Genomic DNA, 25585 nt, shown 5'->3' with positions numbered 1-25585 from the left:
TGAAGCCTAAAGGATTACACCATCCTTAATAAAGTATACTTTGTCGGCAAAAGATTCCAGCTCGCTGTTGTGGGTGGCTATCAGGAAGGTGGTTCCGAGCTCGCGGTTGAGTTCCCTCATGAGCTCAACTACCGAACGGGCCGTTTGAGAGTCGAGGTTACCGGTAGGTTCATCGGCCAGAACCACCTCTGGCTCGGTGACAAGCGCCCTTGCAACTGCCGTCCGCTGCTTCTCTCCGCCCGAAACCTCAAACGGTCTGTGAGATAATCTATGCCCCAGACCTACCCTCTTCAACACCTCCTCTGCCCTAACTGCCGCCTCATCCCTTGGGAAACCCCCAACAAGCAGAGGAGCCATAACGTTTTCAAGCAGGGTGAGCTCGTTTATAAGGTAGTGAAACTGGAAAACAAAACCCACCTTCCTGTTCCTGAACTTGGCAAGCTCCCCTTCGGGCAGGGCAAAGAGGTCTCTTCCCCTGTACAGCACCCTGCCCTCCGTCGGCCTGTCGAGAGTTCCAAGTATGTGAAGGAGCGTAGATTTACCCGAGCCGGAAGCTCCCATAAGCAGAGAGAACTCACCGGCCGTAAGCTCAAGGTTTACCCCCTTAAGGGCAACAACCTCGTCCCCTTCGCTCCTGTAAACCTTAACCAAGTTTTCGGCCTTTATAATTACTTCCACCTTACCTCCCGGAGACTTAAATGGAGAAGCGGATACACAAGTTTACCTTTTACCACCCGAAGCTGGAGAAGCTCCAGGAGTGCCTTGTAAACGGCCGCTGCTACATAGTGGGAGGCTTCATAAGGGACCGCCTCCTGCGGGTTGCAAAGGAGAAAGTAGACATAGACGTAGTTTGCTTTAAACCCCAAGAGTGCGCCCGTTGCATAGAGGAAACCTTAAAGAAAAAACCGTTTGTAATAGAGAGGGAAAAGGCCGTTTTCAGCTTCTGCGGCCCGGACTGGAGAATAGACCTCACCCGAGTAGACGGCGCAACCGTAGAAGAAGACCTCCTGAAAAGGGACTTTACGATAAACGCCCTTGCAGTAGACCTCAGAGAGCTCTTCCTGCCCTTTAACGACGACGCCCTGATAATAGACCCAACCGGAGGCCTTGAAGACCTCCAGAAAGGCCTTGTGAGGCCAGTATCCGAAGGTGCACTCAGGGCAGACCCCCTCAGAGTTCTGAGAGGAGTTCGGATAAAAAACGAGCTCGACTTCACCTACCATCCTTCCTTCCTTAAACTCGCCCGGGAAGCAGCAGAAGGGCTAAAAAGCGTTGCTCCCGAACGGATAAAGGAGGAACTCGTAAAGTGCCTAAAGGGAGGGTTCTTTGCTTTGGCCCTCAGGGAGCTGGACGAAATAGGAGCCCTCTTCCCGGTTTTCCCAGAGCTCCAAGGAATAGAGAAAGTTCCACCTTCCGGCTTCCACCAGTTCAACCTTAAGGAGCACACCTTAAGAACGGTAGAGTGGGTGGAGAGGCTCGCCGAACGGGCAGAAGAGATGCTCTCTGAAGAGGCAGAGGTGCTCTTTAAAAACAGCCACCTGCCGGAACTGCCCGACATCGGGCTCTTAGAGCTTGCGGCACTATACCACGACGTTGCCAAACCCCAAACGATGAAAGAGGAGAACGGGAAGCTTACCTTCTACGGCCACGACGCCTTAGGAGCCGAAATAGCCTTCAACGCAATGCTGAGGCTGTCCTTCGGGAAAAGAAGCGCGAAGCTCGTTAAAAACGTTATCCGGCACCATTTACGCCCATTCTTCCTTTTTGAACTCTTCAAAAAGGGAGAGCTTACAGAGAGGGCCATCTACCGGTTCTTCCGAGACACAAAACCCTACGCCCCCCACGTTCTCCTACACGGAGCCGCCGACCTGTGCGCAACCTCCCGGGAGAAAGAGAAAGAGCTTCCCCTCTACACCGAGTTCACCCGCCACCTGATTAAATTCTTTAAAGAACGAATTAAAAACCTAAAGCCCCTACTTACAGGCGAGGAGATAATGGAAATCAAAGGGCTCTCAAAACCGGGCAAATGCGTAGGGAAAATAAAAGAGAAACTACTGGAGCTTCAGGCCCTCGGCAAAGTCTCTACAAAAGAAGAGGCCGCAAAACTGGTAAAAGGAATCCACTGTGAGAGCGGTAATTAACCCATCCTGGGCCGTAAAACCGAACGGGGAAGTCCTTAAAAACCCCTTCATAGTAATAAAAAACGGCCGAATAGAGGCCTACCACAGGCGCAAGCCGGAAGGCGAGTTCAAAAAGTGGATTCAAATAGAAGGGGTTCTCTACCCGCCCTTTGTAAACTGCCACACCCACTTAGAGCTCTCAAACCTCAACTTCAACCCCGATAACTTCAAAGACTTCTTCCAGTGGCTCCTGTGGATAATCGGAAGCAGGGCAACAAAAACGCTCCCAGAGATAGAAAGGGCCGTCAGGAAAGGGGCAGAGCTGATAAAAAAGAGCGGAACCTACTACGTAGGCGATATCTCCTCCTTCGGGGTTGCCCCCAGCGTAAAACTGCCGGTTAAAGCAGTTACCTTCAGAGAGTTCATAGGAAAAGACCTAAACCCCAAAGAAATCCCCCCTCCCCTCTCAATCCACTCAATCTACTCGGTTTCGGCAACGGCCATAAAAAAGATAGCAACCGACAGCCTCGAAAGGGGATACAAATTCCAGATGCACCTTGCAGAAACCCCCGACGAACAGCTCTTTGCCAAGTGCCTGCCCAACAGGTTCGAAAGCCTCATCTACCCCACCATAGGCAGAAAACGGTACGAGAAACTCTGTGCAGAAGGGATAGTGGACTACCTCAAAAAACTCAACGCCCTAAACGAAAACCTCATAGCAGTCCACTGCACAAACCTGAGCCCCAAAGAAGCAAAAGAGCTGAGGAAGGCCAAAGCCTCGGCAGTTCTGTGCCCCAGAAGCAACCTCCACCTTAAAACCGGCTTCCCGCCCGTTGAAGAGCTACTCACATTAGAGAAAGTAGGGCTCGGGACCGACGGACTCAGCAGCAACGTTTCACTATCGGTAGTTGAAGAGCTTCGGTGCCTTTACTACCAGCTCGGCTGCAGAGTTCCGCTGAGGGAGCTCCTACCCCTCATCACCTACAAAGGTGCAAAGGTTTTAAACCTACAACACTATGGCGAAACCGCACTATTTACAGTAGCAAAAGGAAACCACTCAACCCCTTTCGAGCCTTTGATTAAAGAGGGGCAACAATTTGGAATTCTTGACTTTTCTAATACCCTTTGATTAAATATCCTGAAAGTGCGAAAACACAGACAGCAAGGAGCCGCCGATGTTCAAAGCCATATACGACTTCTTCAGCTCGGTTAAGCTGGCGATTGTTCTCCTCCTCACCCTGGCAGTCACCTCCATCGTCGGAACAATCATCGAACAGCAGCAGAACCCCGAAAAGTACCTCATGGAATACGGTGAAACCACCTACAAAATAATGAAGTTCCTCGGTTTCACCGACGTTTACCACTCCTGGTGGTACATCTCGCTCCTCACGCTCCTTGCCATAAACCTGATTGTCTGCTCAATAAAGAGGCTCCCGAAAATCTGGAAAGTGGCCATGGAGCCCCGGAAAACGCTTCCTCCGGGGTATGAAAAGAGCCTCAGGGTCTCCCACTCCATAACCCTATCGGCACCCGCTCAGGCAGTAAAAGAGAAGGTAATAGAAGCCCTAAAACAGCTGAAATACAAAGTAGAAGTGGCCAAAGAGACCGAAAACGAAATCCACGTATTCGCCGATAAACACGTATTCGCCCGGTTCGGCGTGTACATAGTCCACCTGGGAGTTCTGGTCGTTCTCATCGGCGGGCTCGTAACCGCCATATTCGGCTACAGGGGCTACATGAACCTTGCAGAGGGAACGGCAAGCAACCTCGTAAGCTTCTTCTCGGGCCCCAAAATAATAGAGCTGCCCTTCTACGTTAAGTGCAACAAGTTCAAAATAGACTTCTACCCCTCTGGAATGCCGAAAGCCTACATCTCCGACCTAACCATCATAGAGAACGGTAAACCCGTTCTAAGGAAAACGATAGAAGTTAACAAGCCCCTAAAGTACAGGGGCATCTACTTCTACCAGGCAAGCTACGGGCAGGGAGAGGCCTTCCTGAGGGTAAGGGACACCAAAGGCCACGAAAAACTGGTGGGTGTGGCCTTCGGCCAACCTGTGAAGTTCGGTAAAGGCGTTTACCTGAGAATAGTCAGCCTCGACGGTAACACCGGAACCCTGGGCGTTGAGCTGATAGAGAACGGAAAGGTCCAAGACGCCACAATAAGGCCCTTCATGTTCTACAGAGTTCCGGGAACCGACAAGCTCTTCTCGGTTGTAGACTTCAAGCCAGTCTTCTACACCGGACTCCAGGTATCCAAAGACCCGGGAACTTGGATAGTATGGGTGGGCAGCACAATATTAATAGTGGGACTTATAGTCGCCTTCTTCGTTCCCCACAGGAGAGTGTGGGCGAGAATAGAGAAGAAGGGTGAAGAGAAAACGAGGCTTGTAATAGGAGGCCTTACAAATAAAGGAACAGAGGGGCTGGCCCAAGACTTGGAGAAGGTCTTAGGGGTTTTAAAGTCTTCATACTGCCAAAATACCCCTAAGGAGGATGAGTCATGACAATCACCTCGGTAACGCTGTTTAACGCCGGAATGGTTGCCTACTTCCTGGCGTTTCTCTTCTACACCATCTACACCTTCTCCAAGTCTTCGTGGTCGTCTAAGCTGGCCACGGGCTTTGCCTGGCTCGGCGTAATCATCCAGGGAGCCGGTTTCATCCTGAGGGGTATAGAGAAAGCCCGGGTGAACATGGTCTCCGACTGGACCGCCTTCTACAAGTACGCCCCCTTCACCAACATGTACGAATCCCTCATGCTCTTTGGCTGGACCGCAGTTCTCCTCTACCTGCTCTTTGAGTGGAAGTACAAGAACAAGGCCTTCGGGATGTTCGTAATCCCCTTGGCCCTCATAGGGGAGCTCTCAACCCAAATCCTCGGCTTCAGCGAGGAAGCCCAACCCCTCGTTCCCGCGCTCCAGAGTAACTGGCTACTGTTCCACGTTGTAACAACCTTCATTGGCTACGCAGCGGCAGCCGTAAGTGCAGGTGTAGCCTACGCCTACTTTGCCAAGAGGGACGACACAACGGCAAAAGACTGGGCGGTGGTTTTCGTAACCACTTGGTTCATCTTCTTCTTCATCATCTACTCTGCCTACAGGGAGAACGTTCCCCTGTTCCTTGCCGTTTCTGCAGTTGCAGCCGCCATTTTCTGCGGAATACTCTACCTCATTAAGAAAACCGGCGTATCGAAGATATTCCCCTCTACTCAGCTGATGGAACAGATTATGTACCAGTCGGTTGCAGTCGGATTCGTTTTCTTAACAATCGGAATCATCCTCGGTGCCGTTTGGGCAAAGTACGCTTGGGGCGGCTACTGGTCTTGGGACCCTAAAGAGACCTGGTCGCTGATTACCTGGCTCGTTTACGCAGCATACCTCCACGCCCGCTACATTAAGGGACTTTCCGGTAAACCCCTTGCCTACTTCACAATTGTGGGATTCCTCAGCGTTATATTCACCTACTACGGCGTAAACCTTATAATTCCGGGCCTTCACAGCTACGCGCAGTAGGAATATAATGGTGGGGGCTCTGCGCCCCCACTTTAAAAAAACCGAGAAGGAGTCCGATGCGCGTAGCTATAATTGGAGCCGGCGTTGTCGGCAGTTACCTTGCAAAGAGGCTCTCTAAAGAGGGCTACGAGGTAGCCGTAGTAGACGTAGACCCCTCAAAGGTTGAGCAGATAGCCTACAGCTACGACGTTCTCGGGGTTACCTGCAACGCCCTTGAAGTTAACTGCCTGAAGCAGGTCAAAGACTTCGACCTTTTCATAGTTGTTACCGAAAACGACGAAAAGAACGTTTCCATAGCGGTTCTTCTACGGTCGCTGTTTCAGAAGAAACACATCATCGTAAGGGTAAACAATAAGGCCTTTTCGTCTCCGCCGGTAAAGGAGCTTTTGGGCTACGAAACGGTTAACGTTTTAAGCGAGGTGGTCACAACGGTTGTAATGGCCGTTCGTTACCCCTTTGCCCTGTCTGTAAGCAGGCTGGAAAACGAAGGACTCCTGATTTTCAAGTACGAAGTTAAGGTAGAGGACTTCCTTGCCGGCAAACGGCTCGAAGAGCTCCAAGAAGCGCGCCGCTCGGTAGAGTTTACAGTTGTAGCGGTAGAAAGGGAAGGAGAGATACTGATACCCAACGGCAAAACCACCCTCTACCCCGGGGATAAAATCTACGTTGCAGTTAAAGAGCAAGACGTTTACAGGCTGGTTGAGACCCTACAGATATCCTACACACCTACAAGGCTGGTTTTCGTTTTGGGTTACTCACGCTACACCGACGAGATACTCCTTAAGCTCTCTGAGACGAAGGAGGTAACCGTTAAGTTCATCTCGCCGGACCTCAGCGTGTGCGAGGAGATTGCAGGCAAGTTTCCCAACGTTATGGTTCTACACGGAGAACCTACCGACGTAGAGCTTTTGAAGGAAGAGGAGATAGAGAAGGCCGACTTAACGGTTGCCGTATCGGACGACGAAGAGAGTAACGTTCTCTCTGCAATTCTCGCAAAGAAGTTTAAGTGCAAAAGGGCGTGCGCCCTCATATTCCACCCGGAATACGAAACGATTATAGAGTCTATAGGCGTTGACATACCGATAGTTCCGAGGAAGCTCATAGCCTCTAAGGTTTACAGGAGCCTAAGCAAGAGGGCCGTTTTGGAGTTCCTGGAGCTTGCCGAGAACTTAGACGTTATAGAGATTCGGGTATCGGCAGAGAGGTCTTTCAAAGTGAAAGAGGCCAAGCAGTTCCTAAAAGGTGAGTGCAATTTGATTATCGCCATAAAGAGGGGGAACACCGTTCTCTTAGCAACCGGGGAAACGGTAATTGAGCCCGGAGATACGGTTATCTGCGTAAAGAGAAGGTAGGCAATGAGGTTTCAGCTGGTATTCAAATACGTTGCCACTTTACTCTTTTTCCTGAGCCTCTCCTACTTTATCCCCTTCTTCTACTCCCTCTGGTGTAAAGACGGCCTGTTCCACTACTACTTATACCCCGTAGCCCTTACGGGGGCGCTGTTCCTGATAGCCCTGCAGATAGAGGGTGGGGAGCTGAACATAAAAGAGGCCCTGCTTACAGTCAGCCTTACCTGGTTTCTGTTCCCGGCGATATCGGCACTTGTCTACCAGGAGACCGGAGCAATAAAAAACTTTATAGACGCCTACTTTGAATCGGTTTCCGGTTTTACAACCACGGGAGCCTCTATTCTCACAAACATAGAGGCGCTACCAAAGAGCGTTCTACTGTGGCGCTCAACAACCCACTGGATAGGGGGCGTAGGGTTCGTTGTCTTCTCCCTTTCGGTTCTGCCGGCCTTCGGAGCGGGAGGAGCCCAACTGATGCGGTTCGAGGCGTCGAAAGCGGTAGAGGAGCGGCTCGTTCCCAAAGTTAAAGAGATGGCAAGGGTGATTCTCGCCGTTTACGTGGCTCTAACGGCGGCAGAGGTGATAGCCCTTGTTGCGGCCGGTATGCCCCTTTACGACGCAGTTAACCACGCCTTTGCAACAATAGCAACGGGAGGGTTCTCAACGAAAAACGGCAGTATAGGTGAATACCACTCCCCCCTTATAGAGGTGATTGTTTCCTTTTTCATGCTGGCAGGAGCCACAAACCTGCTCACCTACTACCTGGCCCTTAAAAACCGCTCGCTGAAAGCGATTTACTCCTATTACGAGTTCCGCTCCTTTATGGCCATAGTTGCTTTTGCCGTAGCGTTTACCACTTTGGTTCTATACTTTAAGGGGACCTACCACTCGCTACTTGAGGCCCTGAGGTTCGGCTCCTTTGCAGTTATATCTGCAATAACAACAACAGGCTTTGGCGTAGCCGACTACACCAAGTGGCCGCCGGTTACACAGGCCTTAATGATGCTGCTTGAGATTATGGGGGGAAGCTCGGGCTCTACAGCCGGAGGGTTAAAGCAGTTCAGAATAGTAACAATGGCAAAAACCACCTACTACGAGATGAAGAAAACCCTTCACCCGCGAATGGTTTACAGGATAGTCCTCGGGAAGAAAGTTGTAGACTACTCGCTGATGAACAACATATGGGCGTTTATCTCGATATTCTTCTCTACAACCCTGCTGTTCGGGTTCCTAATTTCCCTTTCCGGCCACGACATAATCACCTCGTTTTCGGCATCGGTTGCCTGTATAACCGGCTCGGGCCCCGGGCTCGAAAAAGTAGGGCCGGCAGGGAACTTTGCCTTTTTCTCACCGATAGACAAACTGCTCCTTTCCATAGAGATGGTTTTAGGAAGGCTCGAGGTAATGTCTGTTCTGACCCTGCTGCTCCCCTCCTTCTGGAAAGAGTAGGCTTAAGCAACCATTAAAACCGAGCTCAGGGAAAGCCCTGCTATTCCACTCACCACAGCCGCCCGATGTAATCCCTTGTAGGGCGTTTCAAACCGTTAAGAAGGCCTACTCCGAGTTCGTGAAAAAGCAAGGCACAATCCCTTATAGGGTGCCGTGGTCCGCTACGACTACGATTACTCGTCGCAATCCCTTATAGGGCATTTCAAACCTGAACCTAATCAACCGCCGCCCGTCGGCCAGACGAGGGTCACAATCCCTTATAGGGCATTTCAAACTTTGCTTCTCACAGGTTTGAAAAACTTATTCGTAAAAAGTCACAATCCCTTATAGGGCATTTCAAACCCGGTAATGAACGACACGCCCCAGACTCTCACCCTTGGTCACAATCCCTTATAGGGCATTTCAAACCGCAGCAGGGAAGCTGATTTCGGCCCTCGAAAGCGTGTCACAATCCCTTATAGGGCATTTCAAACGTAACTCCTCAGAGGGTTAACCAGATGGTTCTCGAAGTCACAATCCCTTATAGGGCATTTCAAACCCGTCAACGGCCACTACGTCCTCTACAACCACCTGACGTCACAATCCCTTATAGGGCATTTCAAACCCACATTTGCCGTATTCGGAAAGTTAAAGAGCCGCTTCTGCTATCTCAAAATTAGAACAGCGTGAAAAGGGGGTCAAGTGCAGCGAACCTCCATTAAGCTTATGATGATAATCTAATATAAAGTCTGAAAACCTTGTGGCCCTATGAAAAAGTCTGGTTCTGAAGATTTTATGATGGAATGCAGCAAATCTTTTAAAATCTCCTTTTAGAACAAGCTCAAACCACAAGTGCAGAGAGAAACTCTACGGCCGTAAGCCGAACGGGGCCTGCCGAAAGGTTCAAAAGGGGTTCTGGCCAAGCCTGCCAATCACTTTAAAACTTCTAACGGATTGATGTGGTAGGTTTTCCCCCTGTAAACTTTACTGATATCGAAGTAGATGCCGCTCCTTCCCCAAACTCCCGAGGTGCCGGCAGTGCCTATAACCTGACCCCTTTTCACAAGTTGATTGGGCTTTACGTCTATGGAGCCTAAGTTTGCGTAAACCGTTCTGTAACCTTCGGGGTGCTGAATGATAACCATTTTACCGTAGGCTTTAAGGAGCTTACTGTCTTCTCCTGCAAACTTCACTATTCCCGTTTCGGCGGCCTTTACAGGAGCCCCGGGAGGGCTGAGTATGAATATACCGGGGTATCCCTTCTCTCTAACGGTTGGGTCTACGCGGCCGTCGAGGGGGAAGCGGAAGGCTATGGGTCTGTTTAGTTTGAGAACGTCTTTGTAGCCTACGAGTATCTTCAACCTCTGGCCGGGCCTGAGTATGTAAGGTCTTTTAAGGTGGTTGAGTCTTATTATCATTCGGGGCGACACGTGGAGCTTTTTGGCAATTTTTAAAACGGAATCGCCCCGTTTAACCCTGTAATACTTGTATATCGGCACCTTTGTGAGCCCTTCGGGAACGAAAACGGCGCCTCCCTTTCTTACGATTCCGGCCGAAGTGGCGGCTTTAGAAGAGGATGCAGAAGCAACTTTTACTCTAACGGGAACCTTTAACCTTTGCCCTACGTATATACGGTTACTCCTGAGGCGGTTAATCTTTTTAAGCTCCCTTACGGTTGTGTGAAAGCGGGCAGCGATTTTCCCCAGCGTATCGCCCCGCTTTACCCGATAAATTCTGTAAACGGTTCTGGTAGCGCTCTTCTCCCTTTTTAAACGGCCGTTAGATTTAACGGGGATTACGAGCTTCTGCCCCACGTATATGGTATTCCCCTTAAGGCGGTTGGCCCTTTTAAGCTCCCTTACGGTTACGTGGAACTTCTGGGCTATTTTGCCGAGGGAATCTCCCCTCTTTACCCGGTAGATAACCTCTCCCAAAGCCGCATTGCAAGCAAACAGCAGGCTAATAAGTAATAACAAACTCCTCATAGCCACCTCTTGGCTCCGTGGTGGTAACCTCTATAGAGTCTACCCTCGCAAAATATGGCCCCTTCTTAAGGTGCCGAAGGAGCTCCTGCAGCTTCTCCTCCTCCCCTTCCGCGTAAACTTCAACTCTGCCGTCGGGCAGGTTGCGAACGAAACCCACAAGCCCGAGCTCTCTTGCAACCTTGCGGGTAAAGGCCCTGTAGCCTACCCCCTGAACCCTGCCCGAGACGAAAGCGTGAATGGCCTTTACAGCCAAGGCACCCCTCCTTCAAGTTTTTTTAAGGTTTCATCGTAGCCGGTTCTGTAAAAGAGCTCTACCATATCGAAGCTCAAGGGGTTACCTTCAAGTGAAAGGTTCACAATGATATCACAGTAGCGCTCACGGGTTTCCTGGTTCTCTATTACGGTGGCAAGGGAAGCCCTAACGGCAACGTCGAGGAGGGAGTTGGGGTTAAAGGCGTAGGTGTAGCCGTTAACGCTGCAACAAACGTTTAACTCAACGCCGGCGGCCTTAGCCATTTCGGCGGGAAGGCAGTTTCTGAGGCCGCCGTCGGCGTAGTAGTCGCTGCCTACTTTCCAAGGAGAGAAAAGAGGGGGAACCGAGCAGGAGGCCACAACCAGGTCTGCAAGAGGGCCCTCCCGTTTAAATTCCACTTTTAGGGTTCTCAAGTTTACAACCGCAAGGCCGAAAGGGAGGGGAAGCTCTTCTATACGGGCATCGCCAACGATTTCCTTCAAAATGGAGTAGAGCCCCTCGAGCTTGAAAAGCCCCCCTTTCAGGGAAGGCCTTGCAAGGTCTTTCCAGGACAAACCTTTGGCTATTTCTAAGATTTTTTTCGTGGAGAGTCCGAAAGAGTAAAGGGCGCCTACAAGCGCCCCTGCACTTGAACCGGCAACGAAAGAAGGGGGGATACCTTTATACTCCAGCGCTTCAAGGAATCCGATGTGGGCGACCCCTTTCACGAAGCCGCCCGAGAGAGTAGCACCAATCCGCATTAGAACTCTAAGGTATCACCGGGTTGTAGAACCTCTACGGGAACGCCCCTTGCCTCTGCAAGAGCTTTAAACTCTTCGGGTTCGGCCTCTATTATGGGCCAGGTCTTAAAGTGCATGGGAACGGCCAGTTTGGGCTTAACCATTTCGGCGGCAATGGCCGCATCCCTCACATCCATTGTGAAGTTGCCGCCTATCGGAAGGAGGGCGATGTGGATATCTTCGTAGCGGCCCAGAAGCTCCATATCGGCTATAAGGCCGGTGTCTCCGGCGTGGTAAACGGTTTTACCCTCTACCTCTATAAGGATTCCGCAGGGAGTTCCGAGGGTAATAACCTGGTCGTTCTCTATAACCGAGGAGCCGTGGGCGGCGGGAACGAGCTTCACCCTCCCGAAGGGGAAGTTGTAAGAGCCCCCTATGTGCATTGCGTGAATGTTGTTAACCCCTTTGAGGTTGCAGTACTGGCACACCTCGAAGATGCTGACAACGGTGGCGCCTGTTCTTTTTGCAATCTCTACGGCGTCTCCCAAGTGGTCGCCGTGGCCGTGAGTTACGAAGATGTAGTTGAGGTCTGTAAAGTCCTCCGGAGATGCTATCTTCCACGGGTTCCCGCTTAAAAACGGGTCTATAAGGGCCTTAACGCCTTCACCTTCCAGGTAGAAAGTGGAGTGGCCCAGGTACCAGAGCTTCGCCATCTCTCCCCTCCTGCTACAGCTGTTTTATCACCTCTTTTAATTTAGACCTGAGCCTGAACCTCAGGCGGCCGTAAAGGGGCGTTCTGGAGGAGACGGCAACGAGGAAGGTCTCGTTCACCAGTTTATAAACGAGGAAGAGGTAACGCCTCGAGAAGACTATAAACTCCTCGAGCCCCTTTTCCTCTTCCAGGGAGTCGTGAAGGAACTCGTCTATTCTGGTGCTGGGCGTGATGAGCTCTACGGCCGCTTCCTCCGGGTCGAACGGCAGCCCTTCCCGGCTCTCCTTGTAAACAACTATACCCTCCTCGTCTACAACGAGGAGGGCTTGAAGCTCAGGGTTTTCACTTAAAAGTTGCTTTAAAAGCTCTTCCATCGAAGTTCCCCCTTAAACGAGCCCCTTTTCAACGAGGAGTTCCGCAATCTGAACGGCGTTGAGGGCCGCGCCTTTCCTAAGGTTATCGCCGACAATCCACAGGTTGAGGCCGTTTTCTATTGTATCATCTCGCCTGATTCTGCCCACAAGCACAGGGTCCTTGCCCGCAACGTCTATGGGGGTGGGGTAAATGTGGTTTTTAAAGTCGTCAACCACCTCAACGCCGGGAGCTCTCTCGAGGGCCTCCCTCGCCTGCTCAACTGTTATGGGCTTCTCAAACTCGATGTTCACAACCTCTGAGTGACCCACGAAAACCGGAACCCTAACGCAGGTGGGGGAAACCTTTATGGAGTCGTCGTGCATAATTTTTTTGGTCTCGTTAATCATCTTGTGCTCTTCCCGGGTGTAGCCGTCGTCGAAGAACTTGTCTATGTGGGGAACGCAGTTGAAGGCTATCTGGCGGGGTATCTTGTTGGCCGGAGGAACGGGCCTTCCCTCAAGAACGGCCTTCGTTTGTTCCTTAAGCTCCTCTATAGCCTGAGCGCCGGCCCCGGAAACAGCCTGGTAGGTTGCAACAACAACCCGTTTTATTTTTGCAAGGTCGTGAAGGGGCTTTAAGACAACAACCATCTGTATGGTGGAGCAGTTGGGGTTGGCAATTATCCCCTTATGCCACTCAACGTCTTCGGGGTTAACTTCGGGAACAACCAGGGGAACGTCGGGCTCCATCCTGAAGGCGGAGCTGTTGTCTATAACCACTGCTCCCCGCTTTACCGCCTCGGGGGCAAACTGCCTGCTCCTGTCGCCGCCGGCGGAGAAGAGGGCGATATCTACGCCTTCAAAGCTTTCGGGGCGAAGCTCCTCAACGGTAACCTCTTCTCCCTTAAACTTCACCTTTTTGCCGGCAGAGCGGGCAGAGGCAAGGGCTTTCAGCTTTGCAACGGGAAAGTCCCTCTCCTCGAGTATCTTCAGCATCTCCTGCCCGACTGCTCCCGTGGCACCTACAACGGCAACGGTGTAACCTTTCATAGCTCACCCCTTTAAAGGTTCTTAAGTTCTTCTGCTATAAGGTCTCCCATCTCCTCGGTGGAAACGAGCTTCGTTCCCTCGGAGTAGATATCCCTCGTCCTGTAACCTTTTGCCAGAACTGCTCTAACCGCTTTATCTATCGCCTCCTCAACTTCCGGCATATCAAAGGAGTAGGTGAACATCATACCGGCAGAGTTTATGGTGGCTATCGGGTTGGCGATATTCTGACCGGCAATATCCGGGGCGGAGCCGTGAATCGGCTCGTAAAGCCCTATCTTGCCGCCGATAGAGGCAGAGGGGAGCATTCCCAAAGAGCCAGTAAGCATTGCACAGGCATCGGAGAGGATGTCGCCGAACATGTTGGTGGTTACTATTACGTCGAACTGCTTGGGCCACCTGATAATCTGCATTGCGGCGTTGTCTACGTACATGTGTTGAAGCTCAACGTCGGGGTAGTTCTCGTGAACCCTCTCAACAACCTCCCGCCACAGAACGGTAGCCTCCAAAACGTTCGCCTTATCTACGCTCGTTACCTTCTTATTCCTCTTGCGGGCAACCTCAAAGGCAACCTTCGCGATTCTCTCAACTTCGTGCTCGTAGTAGCGAAGGGTGTTGATTCCCACCCTCTCGTCGCCGTCTACGAATATCCCCTTCGGGATACCAAAGTAAATGCCGCTCGTCAGCTCCCTTATAACCATAATGTCTACGCCCCTTACAACCTCGGGCTTTAAAGTGGAAGCGTCTATGAGCTCATCGTAGAGCCTTGCGGGGCGCAGGTTGGCGAAGGCGTTAAGGAGCTTCCTCATCCCCAAAAGCGCCCTCTCGGGCCTTATCTCAAAGGGGAGGTTATCCCACTTGGGCCCTCCAACGGCTCCGAGGAGAACCGCGTCAGACGACAGAATGAGCTCCTTTGTCTCCTCGGGGAAAGGAACGCCGGTTTCGTCTATCGCGGCGCCGCCGATGAGGCCGTAGTTGAGCTCAAGGCCGAAACCGAACTTCTCGGCAGCAGCCTCCATAACCTTTACGGCCTGCTTTACAATCTCCGGACCTATACCATCACCGGGCAGAACTGCAATCTTGAACTTACGCACCTTCTCACCTCCTACTTTAATCCCAACTTCTGCTTGGCGTATTCCATAAGGCCGCCGGCCTCCATAATCTTCCTTATATCCTCGGGAATCGGGGTGGCCTTAAACTCGGTCCCCTTAGTCAAATTCCTTATCACTCCGGTTTCTGGGTTGATTTCAACAACATCACCCTCTTCAATCCCCTCAACAGCCTCGGGAGACTCAAAAATCGGAAGGCCGATGTTGATTGCGTTCCTGTAGAAAATCCTCGCGAAAGACTTGGCTATAACCGCAGAAACACCGGCCGCCTTAATGGCTATGGGAGCGTGCTCCCTCGAAGAGCCGCAGCCGAAGTTCTTACCGGCAACGATAATATCCCCGGGCTGAACCTTTTTGGGAAACTCGGGGTCTGCGTCCTCCATAACGTGCTTTGCAAGCTCCTTAGGGTCCGAAGTGTTAAGGTAACGGGCCGGTATTATCTCGTCGGTATTAACGTCGTCTCCGAACTTAAAAGCCCTTCCCTTGAGAACTTCCGACATACCTTCCTCCTGCTGGTAAAATTGGTTTCTACAAACTGTTGAGTAAATTCTATTCATTTCGGGAAACCACGCCCAGAGGGGGCAGCCGTGACCGTAAAAATCATCGAGAGGGAAGTTCAAAAGAGGATAAAAGTCAACAGCTCCGAGTTCTGGAAAGCCCTGAAAGAGAAGGGGGAAGTTGAAGTCTACCTGAAAAGAGGCGAAGTTATAGTGCTCGACGCCGTGCTAAAGTGCAGAGAGAAGGAAGAGTGCTTTAAGGAAATCGGGAAGCTACTGAAAAAAATCGCAAACCACGAAGGGCTAAAAGGGTTCCTCGTAGTGAGAACAAAACGGGGAGAAATCCTCGTTAACAAGGTTATATTCTCACCAATCGACTGACCTAACCGCCCCTGTACTTCGCCAAGAACTCCCTCTTAAACTCGGTAAAGTATCCGCCTTTTATCGCCTCCCTTATACGCTCCATTAACTTAGCGTAAAAGTGAAGGTTGTGGATAGTGTTCAGTATAGAGGCGTTCATCTCGCCGGAGGCGTAAAGGTGCCTTAAATAGGCCTTAGAGAAGTTCCTACAGGTGTAACAGTCACACTCGGGGTCCGGAGGGGAGAAATCTTTCCTATACTTGGCGGCCTTTATGTTAATCTTGCCCCTGCTCGTAAACAGCGTCCCGTTCCTTGCGTTCCTCGTGGGCATAACGCAGTCGAACATATCAACACCGGCCTCAACCGCCTCCAAAATATCCTCGGGAGTTCCCACTCCCATCAGGTATCGGGGCTTATCAGGGGGAAGCTTCGGTGCAACAAGGCGGGTAATCCTGTACATCTCCTCCTTAGGCTCACCTACGCTGAGCCCTCCAATGGCAAACCCGTCGAACGGAAGCTTAACAAGCTCTTCAACGCACTTCAGCCTTAAATCTTCATAAACCCCTCCCTGAACAATTCCGAAAAGGGCAGTTTTATCGGTAGTCCTCGCCTCTATGCTCCTCTTAGCCCACCTGAGAGTCCTCTCCATAGAGTGCTTTGCGTACTCGTAGGTTGCAGGGTAGGGGGTGCACTCGTCTAAAACCATTCCTATATCAACGCCTATTCTCTCCTCAAACTCAACTACAAACTCCGGAGAGAAAAAGTGCTTACTGCCGTCTACGTGGGAGCGAAACTCTATTCCCTCTTCCTTTATCTTCATCAGCCTGCCGAGGCTAAAAACCTGGAAACCGCCGCTATCAGTTAAAATCAGGCCGTTCCAACCTATAAAAGAGTGAAGCCCCCCGGCAGCCTCAATCACCTCCAACCCCGGCCTGAGATAAAGGTGGTAAACATTGGCAAGAACGAGGGAATAACCCATTCCTTTAACCTGCTCCCACGTTAACCCCTTAACCGCTCCGAGAGTTCCCACCGGCATAAAACAGGGGGTTTCCGTCTGCCCGTGGGTTCCCATAAAACTAGCACTACGAGCAAACCCTTCCTGCGCTAATATCCTAAACTTCATAAGACCTCCGTAAGGATTGATTATTGGAGACACTTATGATATCCTAAATAAAACTTTTGACCCAAAAAATCCATAACCTGAGGGATGGGTGAAAAAGGAGATAGCTGTAAAATTTAACACAATAACTCCCTTATGGACGGGCGATGCCTGGCGGGAAAATTGTGAAATACGACCTTCTTCTTTAATTGGAAGTTTAAGATTTTGGTTCGAAGTTATTTGTTATTTTAGTGGGATTTGTAAAAGAAAACACTTTAGCCCCAAATTAGGTAGGTTTGAAAAAGAAGTAAATAGAAAAGATTTTAAAAATTGCTTGGCTAACAAAGGGAATTCTTTTAAAGATAAAATTAAATGTTTATTAGAACAAGATATACCTTATCCCTCAATTATCTTTGGGACAACAAATTGGAAAAGTTTGATAGAAATAAAGGAGATTAAATACTCAAGCGGTTACTGTTTCGGGGATAAACTCAATTTACCAAATAGAATATGCTTAAATAAGGTAAATTATGAAATTAAAGAAAACGGAGATTGCCCCCAAAGGTCTAACAAGACATGGTCAGTTTTTTATTTCGCTAAACCATACTTTTATGGGAACTTTGAAGTTATCTTTGAAGTAGAGGAAGAAATTATAGAACTAATTTTCTATCCACTTTTAACTTTTATGGATAAATACGGCTTTTGGGGTGGGAAGTGGAATATAGGATATGGGAGGTTAGAAGTTTTGGAAGTAAAAGAAAATAACAATAATAATCCTATTAACAACTGGAGAAAAACTGATTTTGAATTATTTGACAAAACTCATTTTTCCAAAACTCATTTTTCTTGGAAAGAACTAGTGTTATCTTGTGAAATTGGTTTAAATTCTTCTCCTCATTCTTCAATCTTATATATAAATAAGAAAAATTTTCAATTTAATTGTAAAAAAGAGGAAGTTTTTAAAGAAAATATAAAAAATATACCTGAAAGATTTATTATTTTTAGACTCTCAGAAAATAGCGATAGTAGTAATATCTATGAAAATATAAAATATCTCCTTAAAAAGAAATTAGATATAAGAGATTGCTTAAGACATATTTGTGAAGAAAAAGAACAAAATAATAAAAGTAAATTTGAAAATGAATGTTTTAATAATAGGAAAGAATTTCAAAAAAATAAAGAGATAGAATGTAAAGGTAAAAGCTATAAATGTGAAGATATTATGCAATGGAAAAAATTCAGGCACAAATTATTGGGCGAGCGAGGAGAAGGTTCAAAAATACTTCCATTTATACATAAAGAAAATAAACAACTGAAAGCAGGATTTTTATCTATTGCCGGATTACTAAATTTGGAAGGTAAAAGTGATGGCTAAATTTGAAGTTTATGTTGAATATAAGGAAAATAGCGGAGAAATTTTCAGAAAAACAGAAAATTCATTTAAAAGTTTTATTAGGTTAAAATTTGGTTATGTGAAGAATAAAACTAAAGAGTTAGAAAATCATAAAGGTTCTATTAAGAATAGAAAAAATAAAAAATATGAGATTGGTAATAATCAACAAATAAAACGGATTTCGGGCATTTTTGAAAATGATGAAAACAATAACTTATCAAATCTACAAAGCTATGTAGAAAAACTTCCTAAATATTCCTTTGCAATTTGGTTTAAATTTAAACTCAAAGCTCCTTATTTTTCAAAAGATGATGATGAATTTTATATAATTCAAAACCCTATTTTAAAAGAAACAAATTTCAAAGTTCCAATGATTAGAGGCTCTGCCTGGAAAGGAGCTTTAGCCCATGCGTTTAGAGAATTAATAAATAAAGCTAATACTTTAGAAAACAGTCGAAAAGCTATAGAAAGTTTTCTAAGAATATTCGGAGCAGGTTCAGAAAGTATAAAAACATTGGAGGAGTATCTAAAAAATAAACTCAAAAGGAATGAACATGAAAATTTACAAAAATATAAAGAAGAGTTTCTAAAATTTGTTCTGTTTGAGTTAGGATTGGAAATAAATCAGGAACTAATAGAAAATGTAAATAACGCACAAAACTATAAAGATATTAGTAACTTACTTGCTGTCAAAGTATGGGAAAAATACAAAAACTCCTATTCTTATCTTTCTTTAGAATTCCAAACTCACAAAGGAAGAGCCATATTTTATCCAACCTATTTTGATGAACTTTCTCTTGAAATAATCAATCCTCACGATAGAAGAAAAAGAGCCGGAAAAAATCCAATTCATTACGAAGTAGTCCCAGCAGGAACAGAAGGAATTTTCCAATTAATTTATATTCCTTTTGACGGGATTTTGAAAACAGATGAAGAGTTAAGAGAGGAAATCCAGAAAGATTTAGGCAACTTAATTGAAGCTTTAAAAGTTTTAGCAAACAAAGGAGTTGGAGCTAAAACAAAATTAGGCTGGGGAAGGTTTGAAATTTTAGAATCAGAAAAGAAGATTTGTTTAGATAAAAATATAGAATTACCCGAAAAACCAAAGAACAAAGGGTGGGAAAGATGTCAGGATTAGATTTAAATAGATTAGAACAATACAGAGGTGAAATTTTAAAAGCTGAAATAGGAAGTTTATTTGCTTTATGGGAAAAAGTAGTTGGTTTGAATAAACAAGAAGATATGGACTTAGAGTTAGAAAATTTGTTTAGTATAGATGTTCATATACTAGGTGAAAGATTTTATTTATATAAAGATTTTTTAAAAAATTGGAGGAATAAATGGGATAATTTATTAAAAATCTACTATAACCTTAGCGAAATAACAAATAGTCAGTTTGAAAAAGCAAATATAAAATCAGAAAAAATTAACAATTTATCCAACCCATTTGGAGCTATAAAAGATTCAAAATATACAAGAGGAGACTTTACTAAAGATGAATTAATTAAAGAGATAAAAAAAATCTTTTTTATTCTTGGAGATACAAAAAAAGAAGAATATCAAAATAAAATAGATGAAATTTACAAAAATTGCATTGGATTAAAAATAAAATTAAAAAAATATCTAGATAATTTAATATCAGATGATAGATTTCCTAATAATGAAGTCTCATTGTGGCAACAAACTTTTGTAACTTCTTCTTTATTTAAAGCTCTCATATCTAATTATATTTTAACATCTAAAGTAGTGGAAAGTATCAGAGAGGTAAAATGGCGAATTTTAGGAATACAATATGACAAATTTGGACTAGCAGAAAAAGGTTTAAAACTTGCTTCTATCCAGTGGTATAGAGAAATTACAGAAAAAATAGATGAAGAGATTAAAAAACTTTTAGAAGTTGAGTATCCAATAGGCAATGAAATTTATAGAGATGAAACAGGAATTTATTTTATAGTTGGGGATAATTTAGGAGCAGATGAAAATGTAAATATGACTAAATTAAAAAATGAACTTAGAGAACTGGAAAATAAAATTTATGAAATTTTTGAAAGAGAAACTGAAGATGAATTTTACCCTGCTATTTTCCTAACTAAAGCTTCAAGAGGATTAATGAACCTTTCTTATTTATTAGAAAATGCTAAAAATAACTTCTTAAAAGCTAAAAGAAAGAAAGATTTGAATTTATGGCTATTAAGAACTAAAAAAGGAAAAGCTATTGGAATATGTCCAATATGCCAGGTTAGATTAATTTACGAAAGTGATAAAGAAAAAAACAATAGTCCGACAATTTGTGAAGTTTGTGATAATAGAACTCATCACAAACAGGTTTCCCAATGGATTGATAATATTTCTGGTGAAACCATCTGGCTGGATGAGGTAAAAGATAAAAATAATAGAGTTGCCTATATTTCCCTAAAATTTGAGCTTGAGGATTGGTTGAATGGGAATTTGTTGAATACAATCATAAAAATCGAAGAAAATAAAAGTCAACAACTTATTGAGAGCATAAAAGAAAATATTATTTCAAAGAAAAAAAGAGTAGATAAAGATTGGTTACATTTAAGTTTTACTAGAAATGAAGAATTAAAAAAAGTGGGAAATTTAAATGCTGAAAGCCTATTCTTTGATAATATACTCGGGACACAATGGGAAAGCTGGATAAAAGAAACTTCTTTGAACTCTAAGATAGATTGGATAAATGAAAAAATAAAATGGGAAGAATTTACTAGTGAAAGCGACCCTGCTGTAGACCTTTTAGCGATTCTCTTACTCCAATTTTTACTCAGAAAAAACCCTTCACCTGCTAGACTTAGAAGAATTTGGGAAACAACGAGGGAATTTTTTGAAGATATACACATAAATTTGGATACTATTTTGGATATTCCAAAATGGAGAAAACAAAGAATTTGTTTTGAAATAGAAAACGAAAATATTGCTAATAAAATTAAAAGCACTGGAGAAGAATTAGAAGGAGATGGACTTCTATATTGGGCTCAACCTAAAGGAAATAAAGTTAGATTCTACTTAATTTCTAGTATTGAAGATTTTATAAAAAAATATGGAAATAAGTCTAAGGAAATTTTAGGCGAGCTTAGAAAAGAAAGTAATCCAGAAAACATTGAAAAGTTAAATGAAAAACTTAATAACTTATTTTCCTCTATTGAGCAAGAAAGGAATTTCCTCCAAGAGTTTAATTTCCACAGTATAAAATTTAGGAGGTCAAATGATAAAAATGAGCTATTTTCAATATCTAGTAGCGATATAAAAGCCATCAAATTTATTTCCTATAAACCTTTTGCTAAAATTACTGACCCATCACCTAAAAGCTATCAAGTTGTTATCCCTGCAGAGTATTTAGAGAAATTTATAGACGGAGTAATGGAAAGATACAATAGAGAATTTAAATATGTGCATGGTAAACTTCCGCTACATATAGGAATTGTGGTTTCTCATTATAAAAGACCTGCTTATGTAAATTTGAAAGCTTTAAGAAGGATAAGAAGAGATGTTAAAGATATAAATAAATTGTATGAGTCAAAATGTATTAGTGAATTCTGTATTTATCAAAAGAAAAAATTATCTTTAGCCTCGATAGAAGAATCAATAAACAACACTGAAAGGTATTACTCTCTCTATTGGAACAACATGTATGAAAAAGATTATAACTTTTACATTAAACCAAACAACAATTGGAAAAAATGGATTAGCACAATAGACAAATTCCCTCAAAATAGTAGTGTGGAAATAGTCTCAAACACTTTCGATTTTGAATTCATGGACACGAATACAAGAAAAAACGATATTTTTTATGATGAAAACAATAAATACAAAAGAGCTATTAAGCGTAAATCTAATAGACCTTATGAGATAGAGAAATATTGGGATAAATTTAAAGCGTTCAAAAAATTAATTACGGGGAAAAATTATCAAAGAAGTCGATTATTCAAAATCGTAGAGTTTATATACTCAAAGCTTCCAGAAATAGAAGACGAAAACTTCGGAACAGATTACAGTTATATGTTTGCTCCAATGTTTTATAGATACTTAGACTTACATGATATAAACAGAAGAATACTTTTTAAGGAAATCTTCGACATAGACGTAAATTTAAATTCACAGGAATATTTAGAGAAATTAAGAGAAGCTTTATCTAACACAAAAAACCTTTATCTATTCATAGATATGTTTGAATTCTGGCATACAATGTTAAAGGAGGTTTAAGATGAGCCAGAGGACGGGAAATAATAACCCAGTAAAAGAATTAGAAATATTTGCAATGGCTTCCGACCCAATTTACATTGGAACTGGTGGATACACAATCGGTAGGGTGGACAATACTATTGTAAGAGACCCAATAACAAATGTTCCCAAAATTCCCGGTAGCAGTTTAGCCGGAACTTGGAGATATTATGTTGTCTTAGAGGTTCATAAATATTTTTCTAATGATAAATTCAAAATTAATAAATCTGAAAGGAAAAATAAGTTGAACGAATTCCTAAGATCAAAGGGAAAATCAATTTGGTCAGCGTTAGATTCCAATGAAAGAAAGGAATTTATGAAGCAAATCTTTAACATAGAAGATTCAAATAACAAGAAATGGATTCTATTTGAAGGGAATAGATTTATCGGAATTAAATGTGCTGGGCAAGATGAAGCTCCTGATAAATATTTTGAAGATTTAAACGACTCAGTAGAAAATACAGGGCACTGTGGACATTGTATAGTTTGTAAAGGTTTTGGTTTTTCTAAAAAAGATATTAGCTGGCAAGGGATGTTATTTTTTAGTGATTTGGAAATTATACTTTTCCCCGTTTTTACAATAAAAGGAACAAAATGGATAACAACAGCTTCAAAACTGAGAAAGACAGGAATTGATGAAAGTAAACCTACAGACAAAAAAATAAGAATTCACAATAGTGAAGAAGATATTTCTCATTTAAATCTAGGCTGGTTATATTTGGAAGTAGATACTAGCAAACATAATATAAGCCTCACCAACGACATAAGTGAGTTTGGTAGCTTTAAATTAGAACCTAAAGATATAATCATTGTTCCCGAAGATTTATTTCCGCACATAGTTAACTCAAACCTTGAAGTTAGAACTTCTGTTTCTATAGACCCAATCACTGGTGCGGCAAAAGAAGGTGCGTTATTCACATCTGAAGCTATTCCAAGGGGCACAATCTTTTACGGAAATATAAGAATCTTCGATAAGAAAAGCTTTGGAGAGATTGAAGAAAAATTAACCCCCCTTCCTGAAGTAGGGGATTTAAAAAATGCTTTAGAGGACAGCAAACATTTTTATGAAACCCTTGGTATAGGTGGTATGACAACAAGAGGCTTTGGAAGGTTAGTAATAAATTTACAAGAGAAAAAAAACAATTCAGATGGAGGAAATCAAGATGTCTAACCAAAAGGTAGAAAGTTTAGAAGCTCTAATAAGTAAAATTTCTTATGAAATAGTGTCGGAAGGAATATTAGAAGAAACTGAAATAAATAAACTACTTGGAGTTTTAGCAAACAATGGTGTCTATGCTATGTGGGTTTGGGCAAGATCTCGAAAAGACATAAATGATCATGCTTTATTCAACGAATTAATGAGAGTAATGAAATTTGTAAAAGAAAAAAGCGAAGAAGAGAGTTTTGAAAATTATTTTCAATCTATATCTGAAGATCTACATAAACTTCTTTTCATCAAACAACTTTTAGAAAAGACTCTTATCTATGCCAGATATCATGCAAAAAGTTTAGGAGATTAACAGTGGGTTGGTATAAATTGGTTTTCAGACAAGAACAACCTATTCATATAGGTTCATTTAAGTGGGGTGTTATAAAAGAAACAGCAATCTTCATTCCAGGGCAAACTATGTGGGGAGCTCTAACTAACCATTTTTCAATTTTTTTTAAAGATGAGGCGGCTAAATTAGACAAAGATGAAACAAGCTCTTTATTCGAAGAAATAACTAACTTCTATCCCAGTTTCGATGCTAACGGCACAAAATTGCTAAAGCCTTCTTATAAAGAAGGTATGTTCTGCTTTGATATTAACTCAAACTGTCTTTACGAAGACATGTTTAGATTCTACTTAGTGGACAATATTATACAAACAGCGATAGAGCCACTAAGCAGAAGAGCAAAAGACGAAAGTCTACATGAGCTTGACTTCATTCTACCAAATCCCAAACAGGAAGTTCCTTTTAAAGATTTTTCTATAGAAAAACACGAGCAAATACACTGGATAGGATTCGTCAATTTAAAAGAGCAAGAGCATGAAAATTACCTTAAAAATATGAAAAACCGCCCTATTTACATTGGAGGAGATGTAAGATACGGTTATGGAGAACTCTCTCTAATCGAGGTAATTGAAGTCAGCGATGATAGAACTAAGGATGAGTGGCAACTGGAAAAAATCCCACAAAATTCACCTTCTTTACACTTTATAGATTTAAATCTGGTAAAAGAATATGAAGTAGAAGGAGAAATAATTTTATTAACCAAGTTTAAATTTGGAAAGAATACTCCTGTAATAGAAGAAGCAGACTTCTTTTTAAACGTAGGAAGTAAAGTAGAGAAAGAAATAACTGATTTTAAAATCCGATTAGGCAGAGTAGTTAAACGATGACATGTGAAATAAGGAAACTTCCCTCAACAGTGACAAGGCAGTCGTCTTCTATTCGAACGCCGCCGAGCTCCGGGATGTAGATACCCGGCTCAACGGTAACAACGTTTCCCTCTTGAAGGACTTGGTCTGAACGGATAGAAAGAGTGGGAGCTTCATGCACCTCTATTCCTATTCCGTGACCGAGGGAGTGGACGAAGAACTCCCCGTAACCTTTAGAGGCGATAAACTCCCTAACGGCCGAATCCATCTCTTTACAGGCCTTCCCCGCCTTTAAAAGGGAAACCCCGAGCTCCTGAGCCTCTTTAACTACGGTGTAAACCTCTTTCATCTGCGACGGAACGTTCCCTACGAGGAAAGTCCTTGTAATATCGGAAACGTAGCCGCCGTAAACGGTTCCGAAGTCTACTATTACAACGTCGCCGTCTTTTATCTCCCTGTTTGAGGTCTGCCAGTGGGGAATTGCGGAACCGGGACCCGAGGCGACTATGGTGGGGAAGGCCTCTCCCTCTCCCCCGAACTTAAAGAAGGCGTTTATAAGCTCCCTGCGGAACTCAAGCTCTGTAATTCCGGGTTTTAGAAGGTGCAAAACGCTTTTCAGGGAAAGCTCTGCTATCTGAACAGCCCTTGTGATGAGGGAGATTTCCCGGGGAGTTTTCCTGGCCCTGAACTGGGATATAAAGCCGGGAGCCTCCACAACTTGAATGAACTCCTGAAGCTTTCGGTAGTTTGCAAGGGAGAGCCTTGAAGGGTCAACAGATACAGACTCCAAAGAGAGCCCTTTTAACACCTCTTTCAGGGTTTCCCAACCTTTCCAGAGAACAAGCTTAAAGTTCTTCACCTGCTTCTTGGCCTCTTCAAAGTAGCGGCCGTCTGTGAGGAAAAGGGCGTCTCCCTTAGCGGTAACCACCGTAACGCCAAAAGTTGAGCGAAAGCCCGTAAGGTAGAAGTTCTCGGGCTGGCTGAAGGTAAGGTAAGCCTCGCCTATAACGGGAACTTTTTGAAAAATCTCCTCAAGCCTCAAAACA

Annotated in this window: 24 protein-coding genes and 1 CRISPR repeat array; of the genes, 13 read left to right on the top strand and 11 right to left on the bottom strand. The window is 44.4% G+C overall.

Translation table 11 applies throughout. The features are described 5' to 3' along the window. Positions 1-6: 6 nt before the first annotated feature. Positions 7-678 (bottom strand): ABC transporter ATP-binding protein, encoded by a 672-nt coding sequence (locus THEAM_RS01870; RefSeq protein WP_013537120.1) that lies wholly within the window; start codon positions 676-678, stop codon positions 7-9. Between the two features lie 20 nt (positions 679-698). Between THEAM_RS01870 and THEAM_RS01865 the strand changes: the two genes are divergently transcribed. From THEAM_RS01865 to THEAM_RS01840, 6 genes are read left to right on the top strand one after another with little or no spacing between them, the layout of a single operon-like run. Further along, positions 699-2141, top strand: a complete 1443-nt coding sequence (locus THEAM_RS01865) for an HD domain-containing protein (protein ID WP_013537119.1) — start codon at positions 699-701, stop codon at positions 2139-2141. Beyond that, a complete protein-coding gene (locus tag THEAM_RS01860; RefSeq protein ID WP_013537118.1) occupies positions 2125-3249 on the top strand; it encodes an amidohydrolase family protein in 1125 nt (374 codons plus the stop codon). The genes THEAM_RS01865 and THEAM_RS01860 overlap by 17 nt, the downstream gene beginning before the upstream one ends. 46 nt (positions 3250-3295) lie before the next feature. Beyond that, on the top strand, positions 3296-4627 hold the full coding sequence (gene resB, locus THEAM_RS01855) for a cytochrome c biogenesis protein ResB (protein WP_013537117.1): 1332 nt from the start codon (positions 3296-3298) through the stop codon (positions 4625-4627). Next, a complete protein-coding gene (ccsB, locus tag THEAM_RS01850; RefSeq protein WP_013537116.1) occupies positions 4624-5634 on the top strand; it encodes a c-type cytochrome biogenesis protein CcsB in 1011 nt (336 codons plus the stop codon). The genes resB and ccsB overlap by 4 nt, the downstream gene beginning before the upstream one ends. A gap of 56 nt (positions 5635-5690) precedes the next feature. Continuing rightward, entirely contained in the window at positions 5691-6986 is a 1296-nt protein-coding gene (locus THEAM_RS01845) for an NAD-binding protein (protein ID WP_013537115.1), read from the top strand. Positions 6987-6989: 3 nt separating this feature from the next. Beyond that, a complete protein-coding gene (locus tag THEAM_RS01840; RefSeq protein ID WP_013537114.1) occupies positions 6990-8432 on the top strand; it encodes a TrkH family potassium uptake protein in 1443 nt (480 codons plus the stop codon). Between the two features lie 179 nt (positions 8433-8611). Then, a CRISPR array of direct repeats spans positions 8612-9036; the repeat unit is 29 nt; unit sequence GTCACAATCCCTTATAGGGCATTTCAAAC. Positions 9037-9343: 307 nt separating this feature from the next. Here the strand turns inward: THEAM_RS01840 and THEAM_RS01835 are convergent. Genes THEAM_RS01835 through leuD form a run of 8 tightly spaced genes read right to left on the bottom strand, consistent with a single transcriptional unit; the run spans position 9344 to position 15089 of the window. Further along, the gene (locus THEAM_RS01835) at positions 9344-10396 is read right to left on the bottom strand and encodes a LysM peptidoglycan-binding domain-containing M23 family metallopeptidase (RefSeq protein WP_013537113.1); all 1053 of its coding nucleotides are present in this window, start codon (positions 10394-10396) and stop codon (positions 9344-9346) included. Continuing rightward, on the bottom strand, positions 10371-10649 hold the full coding sequence (locus THEAM_RS01830; protein ID WP_013537112.1) for an acylphosphatase: 279 nt from the start codon (positions 10647-10649) through the stop codon (positions 10371-10373). The genes THEAM_RS01835 and THEAM_RS01830 overlap by 26 nt, the downstream gene beginning before the upstream one ends. Further along, positions 10640-11389: a patatin-like phospholipase family protein gene (locus THEAM_RS01825; protein ID WP_013537111.1), complete on the bottom strand. Its 750-nt coding sequence runs from the start codon at positions 11387-11389 to the stop codon at positions 10640-10642. Before THEAM_RS01825 ends, THEAM_RS01830 begins: the two co-directional genes overlap by 10 nt. Beyond that, positions 11389-12081, bottom strand: coding sequence for a metal-dependent hydrolase (locus THEAM_RS01820; RefSeq protein WP_013537110.1), 693 nt, complete (start codon positions 12079-12081; stop codon positions 11389-11391). The genes THEAM_RS01825 and THEAM_RS01820 overlap by 1 nt, the downstream gene beginning before the upstream one ends. Before the next feature lie 13 nt (positions 12082-12094). Continuing rightward, positions 12095-12454 carry a roadblock/LC7 domain-containing protein gene (locus THEAM_RS01815; RefSeq protein WP_013537109.1) on the bottom strand — a complete coding sequence of 120 codons (360 nt, stop codon included), beginning with the start codon at positions 12452-12454 and terminating at the stop codon, positions 12095-12097. A gap of 12 nt (positions 12455-12466) precedes the next feature. Further along, positions 12467-13483: an aspartate-semialdehyde dehydrogenase gene (locus THEAM_RS01810; protein WP_013537108.1), complete on the bottom strand. Its 1017-nt coding sequence runs from the start codon at positions 13481-13483 to the stop codon at positions 12467-12469. Between the two features lie 11 nt (positions 13484-13494). Next, positions 13495-14574, bottom strand: a complete 1080-nt coding sequence (leuB, locus tag THEAM_RS01805) for a 3-isopropylmalate dehydrogenase (protein ID WP_013537107.1) — start codon at positions 14572-14574, stop codon at positions 13495-13497. Positions 14575-14585: 11 nt separating this feature from the next. Further along, entirely contained in the window at positions 14586-15089 is a 504-nt protein-coding gene (leuD, locus tag THEAM_RS01800) for a 3-isopropylmalate dehydratase small subunit (RefSeq protein ID WP_013537106.1), read from the bottom strand. 87 nt (positions 15090-15176) lie between these two features. On the opposite strand from leuD, the gene THEAM_RS01795 reads away from it, so the two are divergent. After that, positions 15177-15467 (top strand): hypothetical protein, encoded by a 291-nt coding sequence (locus tag THEAM_RS01795; RefSeq protein WP_013537105.1) that lies wholly within the window; start codon positions 15177-15179, stop codon positions 15465-15467. A 1-nt stretch (position 15468) separates the two neighbouring features. Here THEAM_RS01795 and tgt read toward each other — a convergent pair whose 3' ends face one another. After that, complete coding sequence (gene tgt, locus THEAM_RS01790; protein WP_013537104.1) at positions 15469-16569, bottom strand: tRNA guanosine(34) transglycosylase Tgt; 1101 nt, start codon at positions 16567-16569, stop codon at positions 15469-15471. Between the two features lie 88 nt (positions 16570-16657). Between tgt and cmr1 the strand changes: the two genes are divergently transcribed. Genes cmr1 through THEAM_RS01760 form a run of 6 tightly spaced genes read left to right on the top strand, consistent with a single transcriptional unit; the run spans position 16658 to position 24560 of the window. After that, positions 16658-17920 carry a type III-B CRISPR module RAMP protein Cmr1 gene (gene cmr1 / locus THEAM_RS01785; RefSeq protein WP_013537103.1) on the top strand — a complete coding sequence of 421 codons (1263 nt, stop codon included), beginning with the start codon at positions 16658-16660 and terminating at the stop codon, positions 17918-17920. Further along, positions 17913-19076: an RAMP superfamily CRISPR-associated protein gene (locus THEAM_RS01780; RefSeq protein WP_013537102.1), complete on the top strand. Its 1164-nt coding sequence runs from the start codon at positions 17913-17915 to the stop codon at positions 19074-19076. The genes cmr1 and THEAM_RS01780 overlap by 8 nt, the downstream gene beginning before the upstream one ends. Further along, positions 19064-22159: a CRISPR-associated protein Csx11 gene (locus THEAM_RS09375; RefSeq protein WP_013537101.1), complete on the top strand. Its 3096-nt coding sequence runs from the start codon at positions 19064-19066 to the stop codon at positions 22157-22159. Before THEAM_RS01780 ends, THEAM_RS09375 begins: the two co-directional genes overlap by 13 nt. Before the next feature lies 1 nt (position 22160). Next, positions 22161-23348 (top strand): RAMP superfamily CRISPR-associated protein, encoded by a 1188-nt coding sequence (locus THEAM_RS01770; RefSeq protein ID WP_013537100.1) that lies wholly within the window; start codon positions 22161-22163, stop codon positions 23346-23348. Next, positions 23341-23697 carry a hypothetical protein gene (locus THEAM_RS01765; protein WP_041439369.1) on the top strand — a complete coding sequence of 119 codons (357 nt, stop codon included), beginning with the start codon at positions 23341-23343 and terminating at the stop codon, positions 23695-23697. Before THEAM_RS01770 ends, THEAM_RS01765 begins: the two co-directional genes overlap by 8 nt. Positions 23698-23699: 2 nt before the next feature. Next, positions 23700-24560 carry a hypothetical protein gene (locus THEAM_RS01760; protein WP_013537098.1) on the top strand — a complete coding sequence of 287 codons (861 nt, stop codon included), beginning with the start codon at positions 23700-23702 and terminating at the stop codon, positions 24558-24560. Here THEAM_RS01760 and THEAM_RS01755 read toward each other — a convergent pair. Then, positions 24550-25581 (bottom strand): aminopeptidase P family protein, encoded by a 1032-nt coding sequence (locus THEAM_RS01755; protein WP_013537097.1) that lies wholly within the window; start codon positions 25579-25581, stop codon positions 24550-24552. The genes THEAM_RS01760 and THEAM_RS01755 overlap by 11 nt on opposite strands. Positions 25582-25585 lie beyond the last annotated feature (4 nt).

The sequence above is a fragment of the Thermovibrio ammonificans HB-1 genome (genome assembly GCF_000185805.1).
GTDB classification, from domain to species: Bacteria; Aquificota; Aquificia; order Desulfurobacteriales; family Desulfurobacteriaceae; genus Thermovibrio; species Thermovibrio ammonificans.
This window is presented reverse-complemented; position numbering and strand designations above follow the sequence as displayed.